This is a genomic window from Actinomadura harenae (assembly GCF_003696215.1).
GTDB classification, from domain to species: domain Bacteria; phylum Actinomycetota; class Actinomycetes; order Streptosporangiales; family Streptosporangiaceae; genus Spirillospora; species Spirillospora harenae.
The window spans coordinates 1-18785 of record NZ_RFFG01000050.1 but is presented as its reverse complement, the minus strand read 5'-3'; the positions used below and the strand labels follow the sequence as shown (position 1 = coordinate 18785).

The following is an 18785-nucleotide window of genomic DNA, read 5'->3' as shown; positions in this document are numbered from 1 at the left end:
GAACATGAGCGAGACCAGCGAGAACGATTACGACGTCGTGGTCGTCGGCGGCGGCCCCTGCGGGTCGACCGTCTCGACCCTCGTCGCCAAGCAGGGCCACCGCGTGCTCCTGCTGGAGCGCGAGAGCTTCCCCCGCTACCAGATCGGCGAGTCGCTGCTGCCGGCGACCGTCCACGGAGTCTGCCGCCTGCTGGGGGTGACCGAGGAGCTGGAGAAGGCGGCGTTCATGGTCAAACGCGGTGGCACCTTCCGCTGGGGCAGCAATCCGGAGCCGTGGACGTTCGCCTTCTCCTCCTCGCCGCAGTTCGCCGGGCCGTCGTCCACCGCCTACCAGGTGGAGCGGATGCGGTTCGACAAGATCCTGCTCGACAACGCCCGCGCCAACGGCGTGGACGTCCGCGAGGAGTCGCCCGTCTCCGACGTCGTCGAGGACGCCGGCGGCCGGGTCACCGGCGTGGTCTGGCAGGACGCCAAGGGGGTGCGGCACGAGACGTCCGCCCGCATCGTCGTGGACGCCTCGGGCAACGGCAGCCGCATCCACACCCGGACCGGCGGCAGCCGCCAGTACTCGGAGTTCTTCCGCAACGTGGCGCTCTTCGGGTACTTCCGCGGCGGCAAGCGGCTGCCCGCGCCCAACCGCGGCAACATCCTGGCCGTCGCGTTCTCCTCGGGGTGGTTCTGGTACATCCCGCTCACCGACGAGCTCACCAGCGTCGGCGTGGTGCTGATGCCGGAGGCCCTGGACCGGGTGCGCGGCGACCGCGCGGAGGCGCTGCTGAGCCTCGTCCAGGAATGCCCGATGATCGCGGAGTTCCTGGCGGACGCCGAGCGGGTCACCGAGGGCCCGTACGGGAAGGTCCGGGTCCGCAAGGACTACTCCTACATCCAGGACGCGTTCTTCAAGCCGGGCCTCGTCCTCGCCGGGGACGCGGCGTGCTTCATCGACCCGGTCTTCTCCTCCGGCGTGCACCTGGCCACCTACTCCGGGCTGCTCGCCGCCCGGTCGATCAACACGACGCTGCGCGGGGACCTGCCCGAGCAGCGCTGCTTCGAGGAGTTCGAGGCGCGGTACCGGCAGGAGTACGCCAGGTTCCACGACTTCCTCGTCGCGTTCTACGACATGCACCAGGACGAGCAGTCGTACTTCTGGCGCGCCAAGAAGGTCACCGCCGGGCTGGGCTCGGACCTGGAGTCCTTCGTGGAGCTGGTGGGCGGCGGCTCGTCCGGTGAGGGCGCGCTGGTCTCCAGTGACCGGACCGCCGCGTTCCAGGAGCTGGCCGACTTCGTGCACCGCCCGGTGGACGAGTCGGGCGAGGACCGCGACCTGCTGCGGACCTCGCTGGCCCGCTCGGTGTCGCGCGAGGGCGTCCGCATCCAGGTCCAGGCGGCGCTCGGCGAGAACGCCGACGAGTACGTCCCGGTGCGCGAGGGCGGCCTGGTGCCGTCCGCCGACGGGATGCACTGGGCCCCGCCCGTCCCCCGCGAGTCCTGACCGGAAGGAAACGCTGAGGCCGCACGTCACCCGGCGTGCGGCCTCGCCGTGCTCCCGCCGCCTCGTCCGCGGGCGAAGCGCCACCCGCTTCGCCCGCGGACGCGAAGGACGCCTGGAGGCCCTCTGGGCGAGGGGCCTCCAGGCGTCCGGTGGGGGGACGGGCGGTCAGCGGCCGCGCGGGGCGGAGAAGTTCTCCAGGTCGGGGACGGTCCAGCCGTCCAGGTCGTACTCGGCGAGGCACTGGTCGACGAGGTCCTTGTAGGACGAGAGCTGCCCGCCGAGCGTCTGCGCCGCGAGCAGCTCCACGCGGGTGTTCTCGTGGTTGCCCGCGTAGTTGCGCTCGTACAGCTCGTGGCGTCCGCCGAACTCCGTGCCGACGGCGTCCCAGAGCAGCTTCATCACCTTGACCCGCTCGACGGAGTCCGCGCCGCCCGAGCCGCGCAGGTACCGGTCCAGGTACGGGCGGATCGCGGGGCTGGAGAAGTCCGCCGCGCTGGAGTTGACGAAGATGAGCCCGCTGGCGACGTCCTGGAGGACGATCTCGCGGATGCGCGGGTAGCCGATCTGCATGAACCAGCGGTAGGCCATCCCGTACTCGGGGTTGGGCAGGACGGCCCCGTTCCGCCACGGGACGGGGTTGCGGGCGGCGGCGTCCGACAGGCCCCAGAACAGGTTCCGCCAGGCCAGGACCTCGCCGAGCCGGGTCTGGACGCCGCGGAAGTCGGCGGTGCCCGTGAGCTCCAGCGCCTTGGCCAGCAGCCCGGCGATGAACTCCAGCTTGACCGCCAGGCGCGTGCACCCGTGGAAGGTGAACCGCTCGACGAACCCCGACTGGCCGGTGAAGGTCTGCGCCTTGGCGAGGTCGCCGTAGACGAACACGTTCTCCCAGGGGATGAGGACCTTGTCGAGGACGAGGATGGAGTCGTTCTCGTCCATGCGGGCCGACAGCGGGTAGTCGAAGGGGCTGCCCGCCACGGCGGCCGTCGCGGTGTAGGAGGGACGGCAGATCAGCTTCACCCCGGGCGCGCCGGTGGGGATGGTCGCGATCAGCGCGAACTCCTTGCGCTTGACCGGGACCCCGTAGTGCGCGACGAAGGTGTGGTGGGTCAGCGCCGAGCCGGTGGCGACGACCTTGGCGCCGCTGACCACCAGGCCCGCGTCGGTCTCGCGCTCGACGTGGACGTAGACGTCGGCGACCTCGTCCGGCGGCCTGCTCCGGTCGACGGGCGGGTGCACGATCGCGTGGTTCCAGTACAGGACGCGCTCCTGCGCCCGCCGGTACCAGGCGCGGGCGTTGCCGGCGTACTCCCCGTAGAAGTCGGCGTTGGCGCCGAGGGTGCCGAGGAACGACCCCTTGTAGTCGGGGCCGCGGCCCATCCACCCGTAGCTCATCCGCGCCCAGTGGGCGATGGCGGCCTGGTCGGCGACCAGGTCCTCGGCGCTGTGCGGGGTGGTGAAGAACCGGTGGGTGTAGCCCGCGCCGTCCTCGGTCGGGACGGTCAGCACCGGGCGGCTCGCCTCGTTGTGCAGCGAGTCGTAGAGCCGCGCCGTCATGGCGACCGGGTTCCGGAAGGCGGGGTGGACGGTGACGTCCTTGATGCGCTCGCCGTCCAGGTAGACCTCGCGGTCGTCGCGCAGGCTCTCGGTGTACTCCGCTCCCGTGTAGGGCCGTGTCTCCGGGGACGCGTCGCGGGACGCGCCGGCGGGGGACGGGGCGGGGGACGAGGCACGGGACGCGTCGCGGGGCGGGCCGGGGCGTGGATCGGGCCTGGGTTCGGGCATCGTCGGAGCCCTTCTCTCGCTCGGCGGTCGGGGCGCGGAGGAACCGCCCAGGGCCAGAATTCAGCATGTCGTGAGATGGCGACATCTCGCCAAGTGCTCAGCTTTTCGATGACAATCGTCGCTATGAGTGAAGATCAGTCCCTCGTCGTCGACGAGGCCGCGTTCACGGACCTGGCTGAGAAGCACCGCCGCGAGCTCCAGGTGCACTGCTACCGGATGCTCGGCTCGATCGAAGACTCCGAGGACCTGGTGCAGGAGACGTTCCTGCGCGCCTGGAAGAAGCGCGACACCTTCCAGGGACGCTCGACCTTCCGCGCCTGGCTGTACCGCATCGCCACCAACGCCTGCCTGGACTTCCTCTCCGCCAACCCGCGCCGTCCGGTCCCGCGCCGGATCGGCGAGACGGACCGGCGCAACCTGCCCGACGAGATCCCCTGGCTCCAGCCCATCCCCGGCCACCTGATCGAACCCCTGACGGAGGTCTCCGCCGAGCCGGACGCCGTCGTCGTCGCCAAGGAGACCATCGAGCTGGCGTTCATCGCCGCCATCCAGTACCTGCCGCCCAAGCAGCGCTCGGTGCTGCTCCTGCGCGACGTCCTCGGGTACCCCGCCAAGGACGCCTCCGACATCCTCGGCACCAGCGTCATCTCGGTGAACAGCGCGCTCCAGCGCGCCCGCGCCACGCTGAAGCAGCGGCTGCCCTCGCGCCGCGCCGAATGGCAGGCCGGGGAGGACCCGACCGTCGCCGAACGCCGCCTGGTCAAGCGGTACATCGACGTCATGGAGCGCGGCGACCTCAGCACGATGGCGGAGGCCATGGCCGACCTGATGGCCGAGGACATCCGCGTGTCGATGCCTCCGCTCCCGCTCTTCTACGCCGGCCGCCACGACTTCTTCACCGGCGTCAGCGCCTACCTCGACCCGGCCTCGCCCATCTACGCCGGCGAGTGGCGCAGCGTGCCGACCCGCGCCAACCTCCAGCCCGCCGTCGCGCACTACGTCCGGCCGCCGGGCCATCCGGCGTTCGAGGCGCAGGTCCTGGACGTGCTGTGGGTCGCGGAGGGCACGATCGTCGAGATCACCGCGTTCGACCCGACGCTGTTCCCGCGGTTCGGGCTGCCGACCGTCCTCCCGGAGGGATCATGAGGCGGGTCGTGCTGGCGATGGCCGTCTCCGTCGACGGCTTCGTCGCCACCGAGGACGGCGCGATCGACTGGATCTTCCCCCACCTGGACGGGGAGGTGGAGCGGTGGATCATCGACTACGTGTCGCGGACGGACGTCCAGCTGATCGGGCGGGTCAACTTCCTGGAGCAGGAGCGGTACTGGCCGGACGCCCCCGACGCGCAGGCCCCGCTGCTCAACCGGGCCGAGAAGGTCGTCTTCTCCTCCACGCTCACGGAGGTGGGCTGGGCCAACTCGCGGATCGCCCGGCACGACGTCCGCACCGAGGTCGACCGGCTGAGGACGCTGCCGGGCCGGGACATCCTCGTCCCCGGCGGCGCGCGGTTCGCCCGCCACGTCGCCGAGCAGGGGCTCGTCGACCTGTACCGCCTGATGGTCTACCCGGTCGCGCTCGGCGCGGGCATCCCGCTGTTCGCCTCGCACGTCCCGCTGCGGCTCGTGGACTCCCACACGTTCGCCAACGGCGTCGTCTCCCTCACCTACCGCCCGGGTGACTGAGCGGCCGCCGCGCGGGGTTCAGGAGGGGGCGGGCAGACCGCCCGCCCTCTCCTCAAGACCGCCCGCCCTCTCCTCCAGGCCGACGGCGCGCAGGCGCGCGGCCGCGATCGACCGCGTCGCCCGGGCGCGTCCGTCGCCCTGGGCGACCATGAGGTTGACGAGCTGCGTCTCGAAACAGGTGTCGGCGTCGTACGGCGGGATCAGGTAGTCGCCGAGCTCGAGGCTGACGATGCCGTGGACGGCCGTCCACATGTGGTGGGCGACGAGTTCGGGGTCGGCGGCGGTGAAGCGCCCGGAGTCGATGCAGCGGGCGGCCGTCCGGGAGACCCGGCCGAGCGTGTACCGGCCGTACTGGCGGTCCGGCTCGTTCAGGCGGTACCCGGTGTGGGTCGTCGTGCCGAACATGATCGCGTAGAGGTGCGGGTTGCGGCCGCCGTTGCGGCGGTAGGCGATGCCGAGCAGGGCGATGTCGGCGACGGGGTCGTCGGAGTCGGCGACGTGCGCGAAGTGCGTCTGGAGCCGGTCGAACCCCTCGTGGACCATCTCGCGGACGAGCCCGCTCATACCGCCGAAGTGGGTGTAGACGGCCTGCGTCGAGCACCCCGCCTCGGCGGCCAGGCGCCGGGTGGACAGGGCGCGCGGGCCGCCCTCGGCCAGCAGCCGCGCGCCGATGTCGATCAGCGCGAGACGCAGTTCGGGGTCAGCCCGCCGCGGAGACACGGCCACCGGAACGTTGACGTGGACACGCTTCCCCGGCCATGGGACCGCGTACCTCCCTGATCACGGAAAGTCGGGATTCCTCCCGGGGAGATTAGCCCTTTCCGAGCTGCGGACCCACCTCATCCCCGGGCGTGTCCCACGCCGCCCGCGGCCGGACGCCCCCGGAGGGCCCCTCGACACCGGCGCCGGAACCGGATTCCGCGGCGACCTCGGCGGCGATCTCGTCCAGCAGCGCCACCAGCTCGTCCGGGGCCGACACCATCGGCCACAGGCCGGTGTCGAGCGTGCGGAACCGCCACGTGGGAACGGTCCGCATCCGTTCCACGTCGGGGGCGAGCCGTCCGTGGAAGTGCTCCAGCGCGCACACGACATAGGTGGCGCGCTGCTCCGCGAGCGGGCGGGTCAGGCGGACGGGCTCGGTGAGCGGCCGTCCCGGATGGTCCCGGAGGCGTCCGGCCAGCCACGTCGCCTGCTCGTCGGTGAGGCCCTGCTCGTCGGCCACCACGTCGACGTCCGGGACCGGCCAGCGCCCGCCGTTCTCCTCGATCAGCCGGAGCTCGGCGCCGCGCAGCGGCTCGCCGAACGCGTCGATCGCCGACCTCCCGTCGTGCGGGAGTGACGCCTCCACGTAGACCGAGCGGTCCACGCGGCACGGCTCGCGGTCGGCGACCGCCCCCGCGACGATCCCGGAGGTGCCGTGGCTCACCAGGACGACCCGCTCGGGGGCGAGGTCGCGCAGGACCGCGTGCACGTCCTCGATGTGGGTGTCCAGGCCGATGCCGGAGACGTCGTCTCCGTCCCGGCCCAGTCCTGACAGCGTGACGAGATGGACCGAGTGGCCGCGGGCACGCAGCCCGTCGGCGACCCTCTTCCAGATCCAGGGACCCATCCAGGTCCCCGGGACCAGCACGAACGCCTGCACGAGATCCCCGCCGTTCCGTCGCGTCGTTCCAGGGCGGACCGACTCACCCTGTCATCGTCCAGAAATGATCACATCCGCGGGGCGGGCCGCGTCGAGCTTCAAGGGTTTTCTCATCCGGCACGCTCCCTCCGTCCGGTCCCTCTTACAGCCATGTGACCCGTCCGGCGACCGGAACTCACCGGAACCCACCGGTGTCGCCGGGGCGCGCGGCCGGGGCCCGCCCCCGCACGGCAATTCCGAGGATGTGGCCCGGGGAGGCGTCCCCGGACGATGGGTTCCGTGCGGCACCGGCGCGCGGGACGGCCCGGTCCGCCGGCCCACGAGGGAGGCGATGCGCATGGCAGAGGTCACGGCAGACCGGTCACCAGAGGCGACGATGACGCTCGAGGCGTTCGCGGACACCATCGTCCCCGGCGAGAAGAGGTTCCCCGACGACCATGCGATCGCGGGGGCCGCCGAGGGCCCCGGGGCCGTCGCCGCGGGAGCCCTGGAGCTGCTGGACTGGTCGGCGACCGGCATCACCCCGATGCTCGGCGACCTGGTCTCTCGGCTCGGCGAGCACGCGGAGGCGTACGCCGCCGAGGAGGGGCTGGCGCTCGACCCGTCCGTCCCGCCGTTCGTCGGGCTCTCCTTCGCGCAGCGGACGGCGCTGGTGCGGCGGCTGGTCGCGCCCGGTCACCCGGAGAAGGAGTTCTGGGTCCTGCTGACGCTGTTCAGCAACATGGCCTACGACTCGGCCGCCCACACCAGCACCGCGGAGGCGATGGCCGACGGCCACCCGGGGCTGCTGGCCATGGGGTTCGCGACGCCCGACCCCGACGGCCTGTGGCGGTTCCCCCGCTACTCCTACGGCAGGCCGCTGGCCCGCCTGCATCCCGCCACGACGCCCTCGGGGAGCCCGGCATGAGCGCCATGGAACAGATCGACGTCCTGGTCATCGGCAGCGGCTTCGGCGGTGCCATCACCGCCTACCACCTCGCCGCCGGGGGCGCGAAGGTCGTGGTGCTGGAGCGCGGGCCGTGGCTCGGCACCGACGACTTCGAGCACGACTTCAAGCTCGGCTCGTCCTACACGCGGGCCTTCGACTTCGTCGTCGGCGACGGCATGAGCCTGCTCGGCGGCAACTGCGTCGGCGGCGGGAGCGTCGTCTACTTCGCGGCGATGCCCCGCGCGCCCCGCTTCATCTTCGAGCGGCACGGCAGCATCGGACGCCGCATGTGGCCGGGGGCGATCAATCGCGACACCCTCGACCCCTGGTACGACCGGGTCGCCGAGGCGCTGCCCGTCCACACGCAGGACTGGAACGACGTGACCTACGCGGGCGGCCTGTGGGGCGCCATGTGCTCGCACTCGGGCCGCACCGCGAACCCCGTCCCCGTCGCCATCGACAACGACAAGTGCACCAACTGCAACTGGATGATGGCCGGCTGCCGGTTCGACGCGAAGCGGTCGCTGCTGCTGAACTACCTGCCCGCCGCGCTCGCCCACGGCGCCGAGATCCGGCCGCTGCACGAGGTGCAGCACCTCACGCGCACCGACGACGGCGGCTACGTGGTGCACTACAACCTCGTCGACGACGAGGACTACCGGATCCAGACCGGCAGCGGGACGATCGCCGCGAAGATGGTGATCCTCGCCGCGGGCGCCGGGGCCACCCCGGTGATCCTCCAGCGCAGCGAGCCGCACCTGGGCAGGATGCCGCACGCCGTCGGACGGTACTTCTCCGGCAACGGGGAGCGGCTCAACACCGCCGTCATCGACGAGGACCGCGTCCGGGAGGTGCTGGGCCTCGGCCGCCAGGACGGGCTTCCCTACGGTTCGAACCAGATCGGCAAGGGCCCGTGCGTGGCCAACTGGGACCGCCTGGACGGGTCCCTGCCCGAGTACTCCCGCTTCTCGCTGGAGCAGCTGTACTTCCCGCCCGGCCTGGGGACGATCCTCGCGCAGGTCCCGGGCGGCGCCGACCCGACCTGGTTCGGCGCGGAGAAGAAGGACCTGCTCGCCAAGTGGTCGTCCTGGCTGACGATCTTCCAGATGATCGAGGACGACAACGAGGGCGTCTTCGGCCCGCCGCCCCCGACGGGCAACGCGACCCGGATCTCCCAGCAGATGCTCGGACGCGGCGCCCTCAGCTACCACCCCACCGCCAACACGCTGCGCGCCTGGGCCATGGCGGACGCCGAGGTCCGGGACATCGTGGAGCGCGACGGCCTCGCCGAGGTCGCGGCCTGGACCAACGACGTCGTCGGCGCCTACACCGTCCACCCGCTCGCGTCGTGCCGGATCGGCGACGACCCGTCGACGTCGGCCCTGGACGACCGGCACGAGCTCCGCGACCACCCGGGCATCTTCGTCACCGACGGCTCGGCGGTGCCGTGCGCCCTGACCGTCAACCCGGCCATGACCATCGCGGCGCTCGCCGAGCGGGCCGTCCCCGGCATCGTCGGCGCGGCGCGGGAGCGGGGGATCGACGTCCGCTACGGCGCGCCGTCGCCCGAGGGCGAGACCAGCGCGCGGCGCGGCACGGTCCGGCTCGCCCGCGACCTCGCCGCGGGATAGCCGATGAGGAGGCTGCTTCGCAGGTCGGTGCGGCAGGTCCGGCACGTGCGGCCGGTCCCCGCCGGATCGGCGCAGGGGCTGGTCGCGGAGGTCTACGACCAGCTCGAAGGGGACTTCGGCATGCTGGCCCCGCCCGTCGCGCTGCACTCCCCGGCGCCGCGGGTGCTCGCCGCCTCGTGGACGACCCTGCGCGAGACCCTGCTCGCCGGGACGACCCGCCGGGCCGACCGGGAGGCGGTGGCCGCCGCGATCTCGGCGTCCAACTCCTGCCCGTACTGCGTGGAGGTGCACACGTCGACCCTGCGCGCCCTGTCCCCGGGACGGGACGCCCCCGCGCCCGCGCCGGACGGGAACGGCCGGGCGGACGGCCCGGCCCGGCTCCCGTCCGCCGCGTGGGCGCTCCAGGAACGACCCGCGCGGTACACGGCCGAGGAGGCCGCCGAGCTGGCCGGGGTCGCGGTCACCTTCCAGTACCTCAACCGGATGGTGAACGTCTTCCTCGAGGACTCGGTGCTGCCGAGCGAGGTGCCCGCCGCCCTGCGCGGACCGCTGTCCGGCCGGATCGGCCGGTTCCTGCGCCCGAACGCCCACGTGGAGCCCGGACGGTCGCTGGGGCTGCTGCCCGAGGCCGTCCTGCCCGCGGACATGGCGTGGGCGGCGGGCAGCCCGACGGTCGCCGACGCGTACGCGCGGGCGGCCTCGGCGGTCGACGCGGCGGGCCGCCGCGTCGTGCCCCGCCCGGTCCGCGACCTCGTCGAGGACGCCCTGGACGCCTGGGACGGCACCCCGCCCCCCATGGGGCGCGCCTGGGTCCGGGAGGCCACCGCCGGACTCGGCGCGGACCTGGCCCCCGTCGCCGTCCTCACCCTGACGACCGCGATGGCCTCCTACCAGGTCGCCCCGTCGGACGTCGCGGCCTTCCGCGAGATCCGCCCGGACGACCGGGCGCTCGTCGAGGCCGCGGCCTGGGCGAGCATGACCGCGGCCCGCCGCCTCGGCGCGCGGCTGTGGGACTGGCACCTGTCCTCTACCGAAAGGCACCCCTCGTGAAGGCCCTGGTCCTGGCGGGCGGCTCCGGCTCCCGCCTCAGGCCCCTCAGCCACTCCATGCCCAAGCAGCTGATCCCCGTCGCCGGGCGTCCGGTGCTGGAACACGTGATCGCCGACATCGCGAACCTCGGCGTGACGGACGTCGCCGTCGTCGTGGGGACGTGGGCGACGCAGATCCAGCGCGTCCTCGGCGACGGGTCCCGGCTCGGCGTGCGCCTCACCTACCTGCGGCAGGACCGTCCGCTCGGCCTCGCCCACGCGCTGCGCCTGGGCCGGTCCTTCCTCGGTGAGGACGACTTCGTCATGTACCTCGGCGACAACGTCCTGCGGGAGGGCGTCGCCGAGATCGCCGGGGAGTTCCGCCGGACGCGTCCGGCGGCGCAGCTCGTGGTGCGCAAGGTGGCCGACCCGCGCGCGTACGGGGTCGCCGAGGTGGACGCGGACGGCGCCGTCCTGCGCCTGGTGGAGAAGCCCGAGCACCCGGCCGGCGACCTCGCGGTGGTCGGGGTGTACTTCTTCACCCCGGCGATCCACGACGCCGTCGCCGCGATCGTGCCGAGCGCCCGCGGCGAGCTGGAGATCACCGACGCGGTGCAGTGGCTCGTGGACGCGGGCGCGGACGTCCGCGCGAAGGAGTACGGCGGCTTCTGGCGGGACGTCGGCGAGATCGAGCACGTCCTGGACTGCAACCGCCGCCTGCTGGAGGACCTGGTCCCGCGCGTCGCGGGCGCGGTCGACGCGGCCAGCGAGCTGCACGGCCCGGTCGTGGTGGAGGAGGGCGCCAGCGTGGTGCGCTCCCGGATCCGCGGCCCGGCCTTCATCGGCGCGGGCACGCGGGTCGAGGACAGCGTGGTCGGCCCCGGCACCGCCGTCGGCGCGGGCTGCCTGCTGCGGTCGGCGTCCCTGGCGGACTCGATCGTCCTGGACGGCGCGTCCATCGAGTTCACCGGCGCGTTCCGCCGCTCGGTCATCGGGCGGTCGGCGGTGATCGGACCCGGCGTCCGGGGCCGGGACGCGCACGAGATCGTCGTGGGCGACCACGCCCGCGTCGAGCTGAGGTCCTGACGCGACGGCCGGAGGGAACCCGCCGCACCGCGCGCCGCGACGGGCCCGCACCGCGGTGTGGTCCGTACCGCGCACCGCGGTGTGGTTCGTACCGCGCGGCGCGGTGTGGTCCGTACCGCGCGCCGCGCGGGTCGCGAGGTTCGGATCGCGATCCCCGATGAGTTTCGTCCCGCACCGTCGTCACATAACCGAGCCGTACGACCAACGAGCAGTGCCGCCTTCGCGGCCCCGACGACGAGAGGACGAGCATGACCGCAGAGGTGGAATCCGCGCCCCGGGCGGGCGCGCGCCAATGGCTGGCGCTGGCGATGCTCTGCCTGCCCACGATGCTGGCGACCGTCGACATCAACGTGACGATCCTGGCGCTCCCGCACATCGCGAAGGACCTGGGGTCCAGCAGCATCCAGCAGCTCTGGATCACCGACATCTACGGGTTCGTCATCGCGAGCTTCCTCATCACGATGGGGACCCTCGGCGACCGGATCGGACGCCGCACCGTCCTGTTCGCGGGCGCGGTGCTGTTCATCGTCGCGTCCGTGCTGGCGGCCACCGCCGACTCGACCGCGACGCTCATCGCCGCGCGCGCCGTCATCGGCCTCGCCGGGGCGACGATCATGCCGTCGGTGCTGGCGATCATCACCGACATGTTCCGCAACCCCAAGGAACTGGCCGCCGCCATGGGGGCCTGGGGCTCGTCGATCATGCTGGGCCTCATCGGCGGCCCGATCATCGGCGGCCTGCTCCTCGGCGCGTTCTACTGGGGATCGGTCTTCCTCATCGCGATCCCCGTCATGGCGCTGCTGCTGGTCACCGGGCCGTTCCTCATCCCCGAGTCGCGCAACCCCCGCGCGGGCTCGCTCGACCTGATCAGCGTGGTCCTGTCGCTCGGCACCGTCATGCCGACCGTGTACGGCATCAAGGAGCTCGGCCGCAACGGCTGGGCCGTGGTGCCGATCCTCGCCGTCGTGGTGGGCCTGACGCTCGGCGCCCTGTTCATCCGGCGGCAGCGGACGATCGAGAACCCGCTCCTGGACCTCGGCCTGTTCCGGATCCGCTCGCTGAGCACCGGCGTCGCGCTCGGCCTGGTGGTCGCCATGGTGATGGGCGGCATGGGCCTCACCGTCACGCTGTTCATGCAGCTCGTCCGGGGGATCAGCCCGACGCACGTGGCGCTGTGGCTGATCGCCCCGTCCATCGCCATGGTCGTGTTCGGGAACATGTCGCTCGGCCTCGCCCAGAAGGTCAAGCCCGCCCTCATCCTGCTCGTCGGCTCGGTGATCGCGATCATCGGCCTCGTCGTCATCACGCAGGTGGGCGTGGACGGCGGCATGGCGACGCTGATGACGGGCCTGATCCTGGTCTACATCGGCGGCAGCCCCGTCGGCATGATGAACAGCCTGCTGGTCATGTCGGCGGCCCCGCCGGAGAAGGCCGGGTCGGCCGGGTCGGTCTCCTCGACGTCCGGTGAGCTGGGCGCGGCGCTCGGCGTCGCCGTCCTCGGCGTCGTCGGCACCACCGTCTACCGCCACGACCTGACGATCCCGGCCGGGACGCCCGGCCCGGTCGCGGACGCGGCGAAGAACGGCGTCGCCGGGGCCGTCTACGGCGCGCCCGGCGTGCCCGGAAAGGCGGGAACCGACCTGCTGGCGTCCGCCAAGGACGCGTTCACCAGCGGCCTGCACACGGTCGCCCTGGTCACGATGGGCCTGTACGTGGTGCTCGGCGTCATCGCGTTCGTCGGCCTGCGGAACCAGGCGCCGTTCGGCGCGAACCAGGCCGCGGCCGAGGCCGACGTGAGCGAGACCGTGGAGCAGCCCGCCACCTGACGTCCCGGGCATGCGAGAAGGGGGCGGGCGCCGCGGCGCCCGCCCCCTTTCCGTTGCCCGGAGTCCCGGCCGGCCGGCGGGCCCGTCAGCCGGTCGTGCCGGACGGCCCTCCGCCGCCCTGCCAGGACGGCCCGGCGGCCGGACGCCGGACGGCGTGGCGCAGCACGCGGGCCAGCATCGCGGGCCTCATGAGCGCCTGCGGCGGGTCGATGAGCCCCGCCACCCGCATGAACCCCTCGGTGACCTTCGGGTCCTTCGACGCCGCGTACTGGAGCCGCGCCATGTAGGCGTTGCCCACCTTCACCTTGAGGGTGCGGCGCCCCTCGACGCCGGGGAAGTCGAGGTCCCCGCCCGCCGAGATCTCCCACGGCACGTCGATGACCTTCGCGATGTCGGCCTGGAACGGCACCGGGGACGGCGTCCCGCGGCGCAGGTGCTCGCGCAGCGTCATCGCCTCCAGCGAGGCGACGCTCATCCCCTGGCCGTACACCGGGTTGAAGCTGCACACCGCGTCGCCCATGACCAAGAGCCGGTCGGGCAGGCGGGTCAGCCGCTCGTAGCGGCGGCGCACGCTCGCCGGGAAGCGGAAGGAGACGGCGTCGTCCAGGGGCACCGCGTCGCGGACCGCCTCGTACACGTCGGGCACCGGCAGCGACCGCGCGAACTCCAGGAAGGCCTCGTCCTCGGTGGGCGGGTAGTCGCCGAGCAGGCCGGTCAGCGACAGGATGCAGGTGTCCGGGCCGACCTGGCCGAAGAACGCGCCGCGCGGGTGCGCGGGCGACGCCACCGGGTTGATGGACTGCACCCCGTCGAACCACTCGGGCTTCGTCCGGTAGTGCCGGGTGGTGTAGGCCAGCCCGACCTTCACCTTCTCCTCCGGCGGACGGTCGTAGCCCATCTCGGCGAGCCACGCGGGGGTGCGGGAGCCGCGTCCGGTGGCGTCCACCACCAGGTCGGCGTCCAGGAGCTCCTCGTCGGCGCCCTCGTCGCGCGACCGCACGCGCACCCCGGCCACCCGGCCGCGCGCCGTGTCGGCCACCAGGCCCTCGATGTCGTGCCGCTGCATGAACACCACGTTCGGCAGGGCCGCGACCCGTTCCCGCACGTGGAACTCCAGGACGGGACGCGGCGCGGTCACCGACACCAGGCCGGTGTGCGCCGGGCGCAGCCGCCGCGCGTTGAAGTACCAGCGCATCTCGCCCAGGTCGCCCGTCGGCACGCCGGCGGCCGTCAGCTCGTCGGTGAAGCCGGGGAACAGCTCCTCCATGATGAGGTGGCCCCGGGCGTGCAGCCCGTGCGCGTGGACGGTGTGCGGCGCTCCCCGCCGCGACTCCCGCACGCCGAGCACCTCGTCCCGGTCGACGACCACCACCTGCTCGTAGGACTCCGAGAGCACCCGGGCGGCCAGCAGGCCCGCCATGCTCCCCCCGAGGACGACCGCGCGTTCACCGAGAGCGCCGCTCATCGGCCACCACCTCCACGGAAAGAAAGAAGGGTTCGCCTGGCCGTTCCGGCCACAGCAGCAGGGTCACACCAGGACGTTCCGGCCACATCCTCCCGATTGCGGATCCCGGGTCCCACGGCCCGCCGACCAGGGCGGACGAAGATCGCACGTTGGCGGATGTGCCGCCGACCCCGGCTTCCTAACGTCGTGTGCGGATCCCCGCGTCGTGTGCGGATCCACCACTCCCAGGAAGGAAGCTCCGTGGCACTCAAGCACCTGAAGCGGCGCCACATGGTCGCGGCGGCCGTCGGCGCCGCCGCGCTGGCGATCCCCACCGCCGCCACCGCCGCCGACGCCGGAACGCGCCCCGGCGGGACCCCGCACACCGGGACGTCCTGCACCCCAGTGGAGCGGTACGTGACCCTCGCCGCGGAACAGCGGCGGGTGTTGAAGCTGTTGAAGGGCTTCACCGTGCTGCGGAACCAGGCCGACGTCGACCGCCTGGCGCAGCCGAACTCCGCGACGGGCACGCAGTTCGCCGCCCTGGCCCACATGTACAACAGCATGAAGGGCGTCGGCATGACGATCGTCAACGTCGGCATGCAGGGAGCGGGCATGCCGACGCTGCTGTTCTACCGTCCCGACCCGAAGGCCACGAACGTCACGCAGCCCTACGTGCCCAACTTCCCCTACCGGCTCGCGGGCTGGGGCTACGTCTGGCCGTACACCCCGGGCAAGGCGCCGTCCTACCCCACGGACGCGGGCCTGCGGTGCGTCAAGCCGACCGACTGGTTCGTCCACGAGCGCAGCGTCCACCCGGCCGACACGTGGCAGAACATCCCGGTGCCGCCGGCCGAGGACTGGAAGGGCGAGGCCGCCGGCTCGACCGCGCCGACGGCGGAGGAGTGCCACTGCCAGATCGGCGAGGCCCACCCCCGCTTCTGGGACCTCCACGTCTTCCTGACCTGGTCGCCGTTCCCGCAGGTGTCGATGTTCAACCCGGGCAGGCCCATCCCCGGTTTCGACGCCGTCGCGGGCAAGGGCTTCTTCTACCCGGCCAAGCCGCCGGTCTGATCCCGCGGCGGGCCGTCGCCGTCCTGAGGCGGGCGCGGCGCCCGGTCGGTGCCCATCGGGGGCCATCGGCCGGACGCCGCGCCGACGCATGCCCGCCCCCGGAACCCCGACACCCGAGTCCTCGTCCCGCGTCCGACGGCTCCCGGACGTGCGCGACCGGGTCCCGCCCCGGAAGCGTGCGTCCGACCCGGTCCCAGATGTGCGCGTCCGACCCGGTCCCGAACGTTCGCGTCCGTGGCCGGGCCCGGACATGCGCCGGCCGGGCCCGGGGGCTCGCCCGGGGCCGGCCGGCGGGCGGGGGCGGGCGCGGGGCGGCCGCCGCGCCGGATCACCCCTTGGCCGCGGCCAGGACGCGGCTCGAGGTGCGGAGCACGCGCATCATGAAGGCGGGCCTCATGAGCGCCTGAGGCATGTCGACGAGTCCCGCCGACCGCATGAACGCCTCGGTGACGCCGGGGTCCGCGGTGGCGGCGATGATGACCCGCTGCATGTACGCCTGCATCATCTTGAGCTTCGCCCCGCGGTGCCCCTCGACCCCGGGGAAGCTGAGGTCGATGGCGTGGGTCATCTCCCAGGCCGGGTCGATGATCCGTCCGACCTCGCGCTGGAAGTCCAGCGAGGACGGCAGCCTCCCGGCGCGGACGTGCGCCAGCAGTGCCTTGGCCTCCAGCACGGCCAGCGTCTGGGCCTGCGCGAAGACGGGGTTGGGGGTGCAGACGGCGTCGCCGATGATGAGGAAGCCCTCGGGGAAGCGGCCGAGCTTCTCGTACCGTCGCCGCAGCGTGGTCGGGAACTTGTAGAGGACGGGGTCGTCGATCGGCTCCGCGTCCACGATGGCCTCGTAGACCTCGGGCGCGGCGAGGGTCTTGGCGAAGGCGGTGAAGCCCTCGGGGTCGGTCGGCGGGTGGTCGCCGAGGATGCCGTAGATGGTCAGCTCGACCGTGCCGTGGTCGGTCTTGGTGAAGATGCAGCCGCGCGGACGGTCCGGCGACGCCACGGCGATGATCGAGTGGTCCTTGCCGAACGGGTCGGACTTCAGGACGTAGTGGCGGCTGGCGTAACCGAGGCCGATCTTCGTCGCGTCCTCCTCGACCCGCCCGTATCCGAGCTCGGTCAGCCAGCCCGCCGCGCGCGAGCCGCGCCCGGTGACGTCGACGACGAGGTCGGCGTCCAGGACGATCTCCTCGCCCTCGCGGCCGTGCGGCTGGATCCGGGCCCCGACGATGCGGGAGTTGTCGTCGTTGGCCACCAGGCCGAGGACGTCGTACTTCTCCATGAAGGTGACGTTGTCGTACGCCTGCACCCGTTCCCGGACGTGGTACTCCATCAGCGGACGCCGGGCCGCCACGTTGGTCAGCCCGGCGCGGGTCTGCGCGAGGGGGATCCCGTTGAAGTACCAGCGCACCGTGCCCGCGAGGTCCGTCAGCGGGCAGCCGTCCCGGACCATCTCCGCCGTGATCTCGGGGAACAGCTCCTCCATCGTCCGGGACCCGGCGGCCAGCAGTCCGTTGATGTGGCGGCCCTGGGGCGCTCCCCGGCGCGCCTCCCGGACGCCGACCAGCTCGTCCCGGTCGACCAGGACGACCTCCTCGTACCCCTCGGCCAGTGCCCGCGCCGCGAACAGGGCCGCGATGCTTCCACCGAGCAGTACCGCGCGCTTGCCGATCTTGGCGCCCACCCGATCATCTCCTTCAGTCGCGTCCGCACTGGCATTCACCGTCGCAGCCCGCGCGCACCCCGGCACCTTCTGGATTGCGCCGAGTCCCGTCCCGTCCGACCGCGTCGCGGACCCCTGCGCCGCGGCGGTTCCCGTGGGGCGGCAAGACAGAGGATGGACGCGGCGCGTGTTCCGTTTGACAATGACGCCGCCGGCCTGTGCCGGTCCCGCGGGACGGGGTGAGCCGCGGTCTTCGTCGTCAGGTGGGAGAGGCGGGAACGTGACCGACACCCAGATCCTGAAGTTTCTGCTGGCCCTGGCCTTCGTCGTCGTGCTGGCGCGGGTCGCCGGCCGGGTGGCGCGCCGGTTCGGCCAGCCCGACGTCATCGGAGAGCTCGCCATCGGCATCGTCGTCGGCCCGACGCTGCTGCACGGGCGGGTCGCCGATCTGCTCTTCCCCGGAACCGTCCGCCCGTTCCTCAACGCCGTCGCGAACCTCGGCCTGGTCGTGTTCATGTTCGTCGTCGGGCTGGAGCTGGACCGCCGGACGGTCCGGGAGGTCGGCCGGGCCACGGCGGGCGCGGCGCTCGGCTCGACGCTGGCGCCGCTCGCCCTCGGCGCGCTGCTCGGCCTGTACCTCGCGCCCCGGCACGCGGCCGGGCACGAGACCGGGTTCGTGCTGTTCATGGCGGTGGCGATGGCGGTGACCGCGTTCCCGGTCCTCGCGCGGATCATCGGCGACCGCGGGCTCGGCGGGACGCTCCTCGGCACGGTCGCGCTGAGCACGGCCGCCGTCTGCGACGTGGTGGCCTGGACGCTGCTCGCGGCCGTCCAGGCGATGGTCGGGGACGCGTCGGCCTGGCAGATCGCGCTGCTCGTGCCCTACGTCGCGGTGATGTTCCTCGTCGTGGGGCCGCTGCTGGGCCGGTCGGGCCTGGCGGACGCCCTGTCCGCGCGCTCGCCCTCGGCGCTCGCGGTGGTGCTCATCGGGCTGCTGCTGTCGGCGGCGGCCACGCAGGCGCTCGGCCTGCACTTCATCTTCGGCGCGTTCCTGTTCGGCCTGGTCCTGCCGCGCGGGAGGACGGACGAGGCGCGCTCCGCCCTGCTCGGCAGCGTGCAGTTCGGCACGGTCCTGCTCCTGCCCGCCTACTTCGTCCTCGTCGGGCTGAAGGTGAACCTGGCGGACACGACGATGAAGGACGTGCTCGACTTCGGCCTGATCCTGCTGACCGCCGTGGTCGCCAAGTTCGGCGGCGCGTTCGTCGGCGCGCGGCTCCAGGGGCTGCCGACGCGGACGTCCGCGCTGCTGGCGGTGCTGATGAACACGCGGGGGCTGACCGAGTTGGTCGCGCTGGGCGTCGGCCTGAGCATGGGCGTCCTCGACCGGGACCTGTACGGGCTGATGGTGGTCATGGCGCTGGTGACGACCGCGATGACCGGTCCCGCGCTGAGGCTCCTCGGCGTCGACCGTCCGGCGGAGGGCTCCGCCCCCGGCGCGCCCCACCGCGAGCCC

The 18785-nt window shown here is 72.9% G+C and carries 15 protein-coding genes; 10 read left to right on the top strand and 5 right to left on the bottom strand.

What is annotated here, in order from left to right:
- Window positions 1–4 precede the first annotated feature (4 nt).
- Window positions 5–1492, top strand: coding sequence for a tryptophan 7-halogenase (locus EBO15_RS25385; protein ID WP_122196955.1), 1488 nt, complete (start codon window positions 5–7; stop codon window positions 1490–1492).
- Between the two features lie 165 nt (window positions 1493–1657).
- Here EBO15_RS25385 and EBO15_RS25380 read toward each other — a convergent pair whose 3' ends face one another.
- Window positions 1658–3274 (bottom strand): 4-hydroxyphenylacetate 3-hydroxylase family protein, encoded by a 1617-nt coding sequence (locus EBO15_RS25380; protein ID WP_122196954.1) that lies wholly within the window; start codon window positions 3272–3274, stop codon window positions 1658–1660.
- A 123-nt stretch (window positions 3275–3397) separates the two neighbouring features.
- Between EBO15_RS25380 and EBO15_RS25375 the strand changes: the two genes are divergently transcribed.
- Together EBO15_RS25375 and EBO15_RS25370 are read left to right on the top strand one after the other, a co-directional pair.
- Window positions 3398–4420 (top strand): sigma-70 family RNA polymerase sigma factor, encoded by a 1023-nt coding sequence (locus tag EBO15_RS25375; RefSeq protein WP_122196953.1) that lies wholly within the window; start codon window positions 3398–3400, stop codon window positions 4418–4420.
- Entirely contained in the window at window positions 4417–4956 is a 540-nt protein-coding gene (locus tag EBO15_RS25370) for a dihydrofolate reductase family protein (RefSeq protein ID WP_122196952.1), read from the top strand. Before EBO15_RS25375 ends, EBO15_RS25370 begins: the two co-directional genes overlap by 4 nt.
- 18 nt (window positions 4957–4974) lie before the next feature.
- On the opposite strand, the gene EBO15_RS25365 is transcribed toward EBO15_RS25370, so the two are convergent.
- A complete protein-coding gene (locus EBO15_RS25365; protein ID WP_233616423.1) occupies window positions 4975–5682 on the bottom strand; it encodes a TetR/AcrR family transcriptional regulator in 708 nt (235 codons plus the stop codon).
- 85 nt (window positions 5683–5767) lie between these two features.
- Window positions 5768–6586 (bottom strand): alpha/beta fold hydrolase, encoded by an 819-nt coding sequence (locus tag EBO15_RS25360; RefSeq protein WP_267898430.1) that lies wholly within the window; start codon window positions 6584–6586, stop codon window positions 5768–5770.
- A gap of 349 nt (window positions 6587–6935) precedes the next feature.
- Between EBO15_RS25360 and EBO15_RS25355 the strand changes: the two genes are divergently transcribed.
- The 5 genes from EBO15_RS25355 to EBO15_RS25335 all read left to right on the top strand — a co-directional run bounded on the left by EBO15_RS25355 (window position 6936) and on the right by EBO15_RS25335 (window position 13097).
- Window positions 6936–7505 (top strand): DUF5987 family protein, encoded by a 570-nt coding sequence (locus tag EBO15_RS25355; RefSeq protein WP_199744797.1) that lies wholly within the window; start codon window positions 6936–6938, stop codon window positions 7503–7505.
- Window positions 7502–9157 (top strand): FAD-dependent oxidoreductase, encoded by a 1656-nt coding sequence (locus tag EBO15_RS25350; protein WP_122196949.1) that lies wholly within the window; start codon window positions 7502–7504, stop codon window positions 9155–9157. The genes EBO15_RS25355 and EBO15_RS25350 overlap by 4 nt, the downstream gene beginning before the upstream one ends.
- Window positions 9158–9160: 3 nt before the next feature.
- A complete protein-coding gene (locus EBO15_RS25345; protein WP_122196948.1) occupies window positions 9161–10207 on the top strand; it encodes a carboxymuconolactone decarboxylase family protein in 1047 nt (348 codons plus the stop codon).
- Complete coding sequence (locus tag EBO15_RS25340) at window positions 10204–11271, top strand: glucose-1-phosphate thymidylyltransferase (protein ID WP_122196947.1); 1068 nt, start codon at window positions 10204–10206, stop codon at window positions 11269–11271. Before EBO15_RS25345 ends, EBO15_RS25340 begins: the two co-directional genes overlap by 4 nt.
- A 248-nt stretch (window positions 11272–11519) precedes the next feature.
- Window positions 11520–13097 (top strand): MFS transporter, encoded by a 1578-nt coding sequence (locus EBO15_RS25335; protein WP_122196946.1) that lies wholly within the window; start codon window positions 11520–11522, stop codon window positions 13095–13097.
- A gap of 85 nt (window positions 13098–13182) precedes the next feature.
- On the opposite strand, the gene EBO15_RS25330 is transcribed toward EBO15_RS25335, so the two are convergent.
- A complete protein-coding gene (locus EBO15_RS25330; protein WP_122196945.1) occupies window positions 13183–14562 on the bottom strand; it encodes an FAD-dependent oxidoreductase in 1380 nt (459 codons plus the stop codon).
- A 240-nt stretch (window positions 14563–14802) separates the two neighbouring features.
- On the opposite strand from EBO15_RS25330, the gene EBO15_RS25325 reads away from it, so the two are divergent.
- Window positions 14803–15615 carry a hypothetical protein gene (locus EBO15_RS25325; RefSeq protein WP_122196944.1) on the top strand — a complete coding sequence of 271 codons (813 nt, stop codon included), beginning with the start codon at window positions 14803–14805 and terminating at the stop codon, window positions 15613–15615.
- 328 nt (window positions 15616–15943) lie between these two features.
- Here EBO15_RS25325 and EBO15_RS25320 read toward each other — a convergent pair whose 3' ends face one another.
- Complete coding sequence (locus EBO15_RS25320) at window positions 15944–17293, bottom strand: FAD-binding monooxygenase (protein ID WP_122196943.1); 1350 nt, start codon at window positions 17291–17293, stop codon at window positions 15944–15946.
- A 259-nt stretch (window positions 17294–17552) separates the two neighbouring features.
- On the opposite strand from EBO15_RS25320, the gene EBO15_RS25315 reads away from it, so the two are divergent.
- A partial coding sequence (locus EBO15_RS25315; protein ID WP_199744796.1) for a cation:proton antiporter domain-containing protein occupies window positions 17553–18785 on the top strand: 1233 nt, incomplete at its 3' end.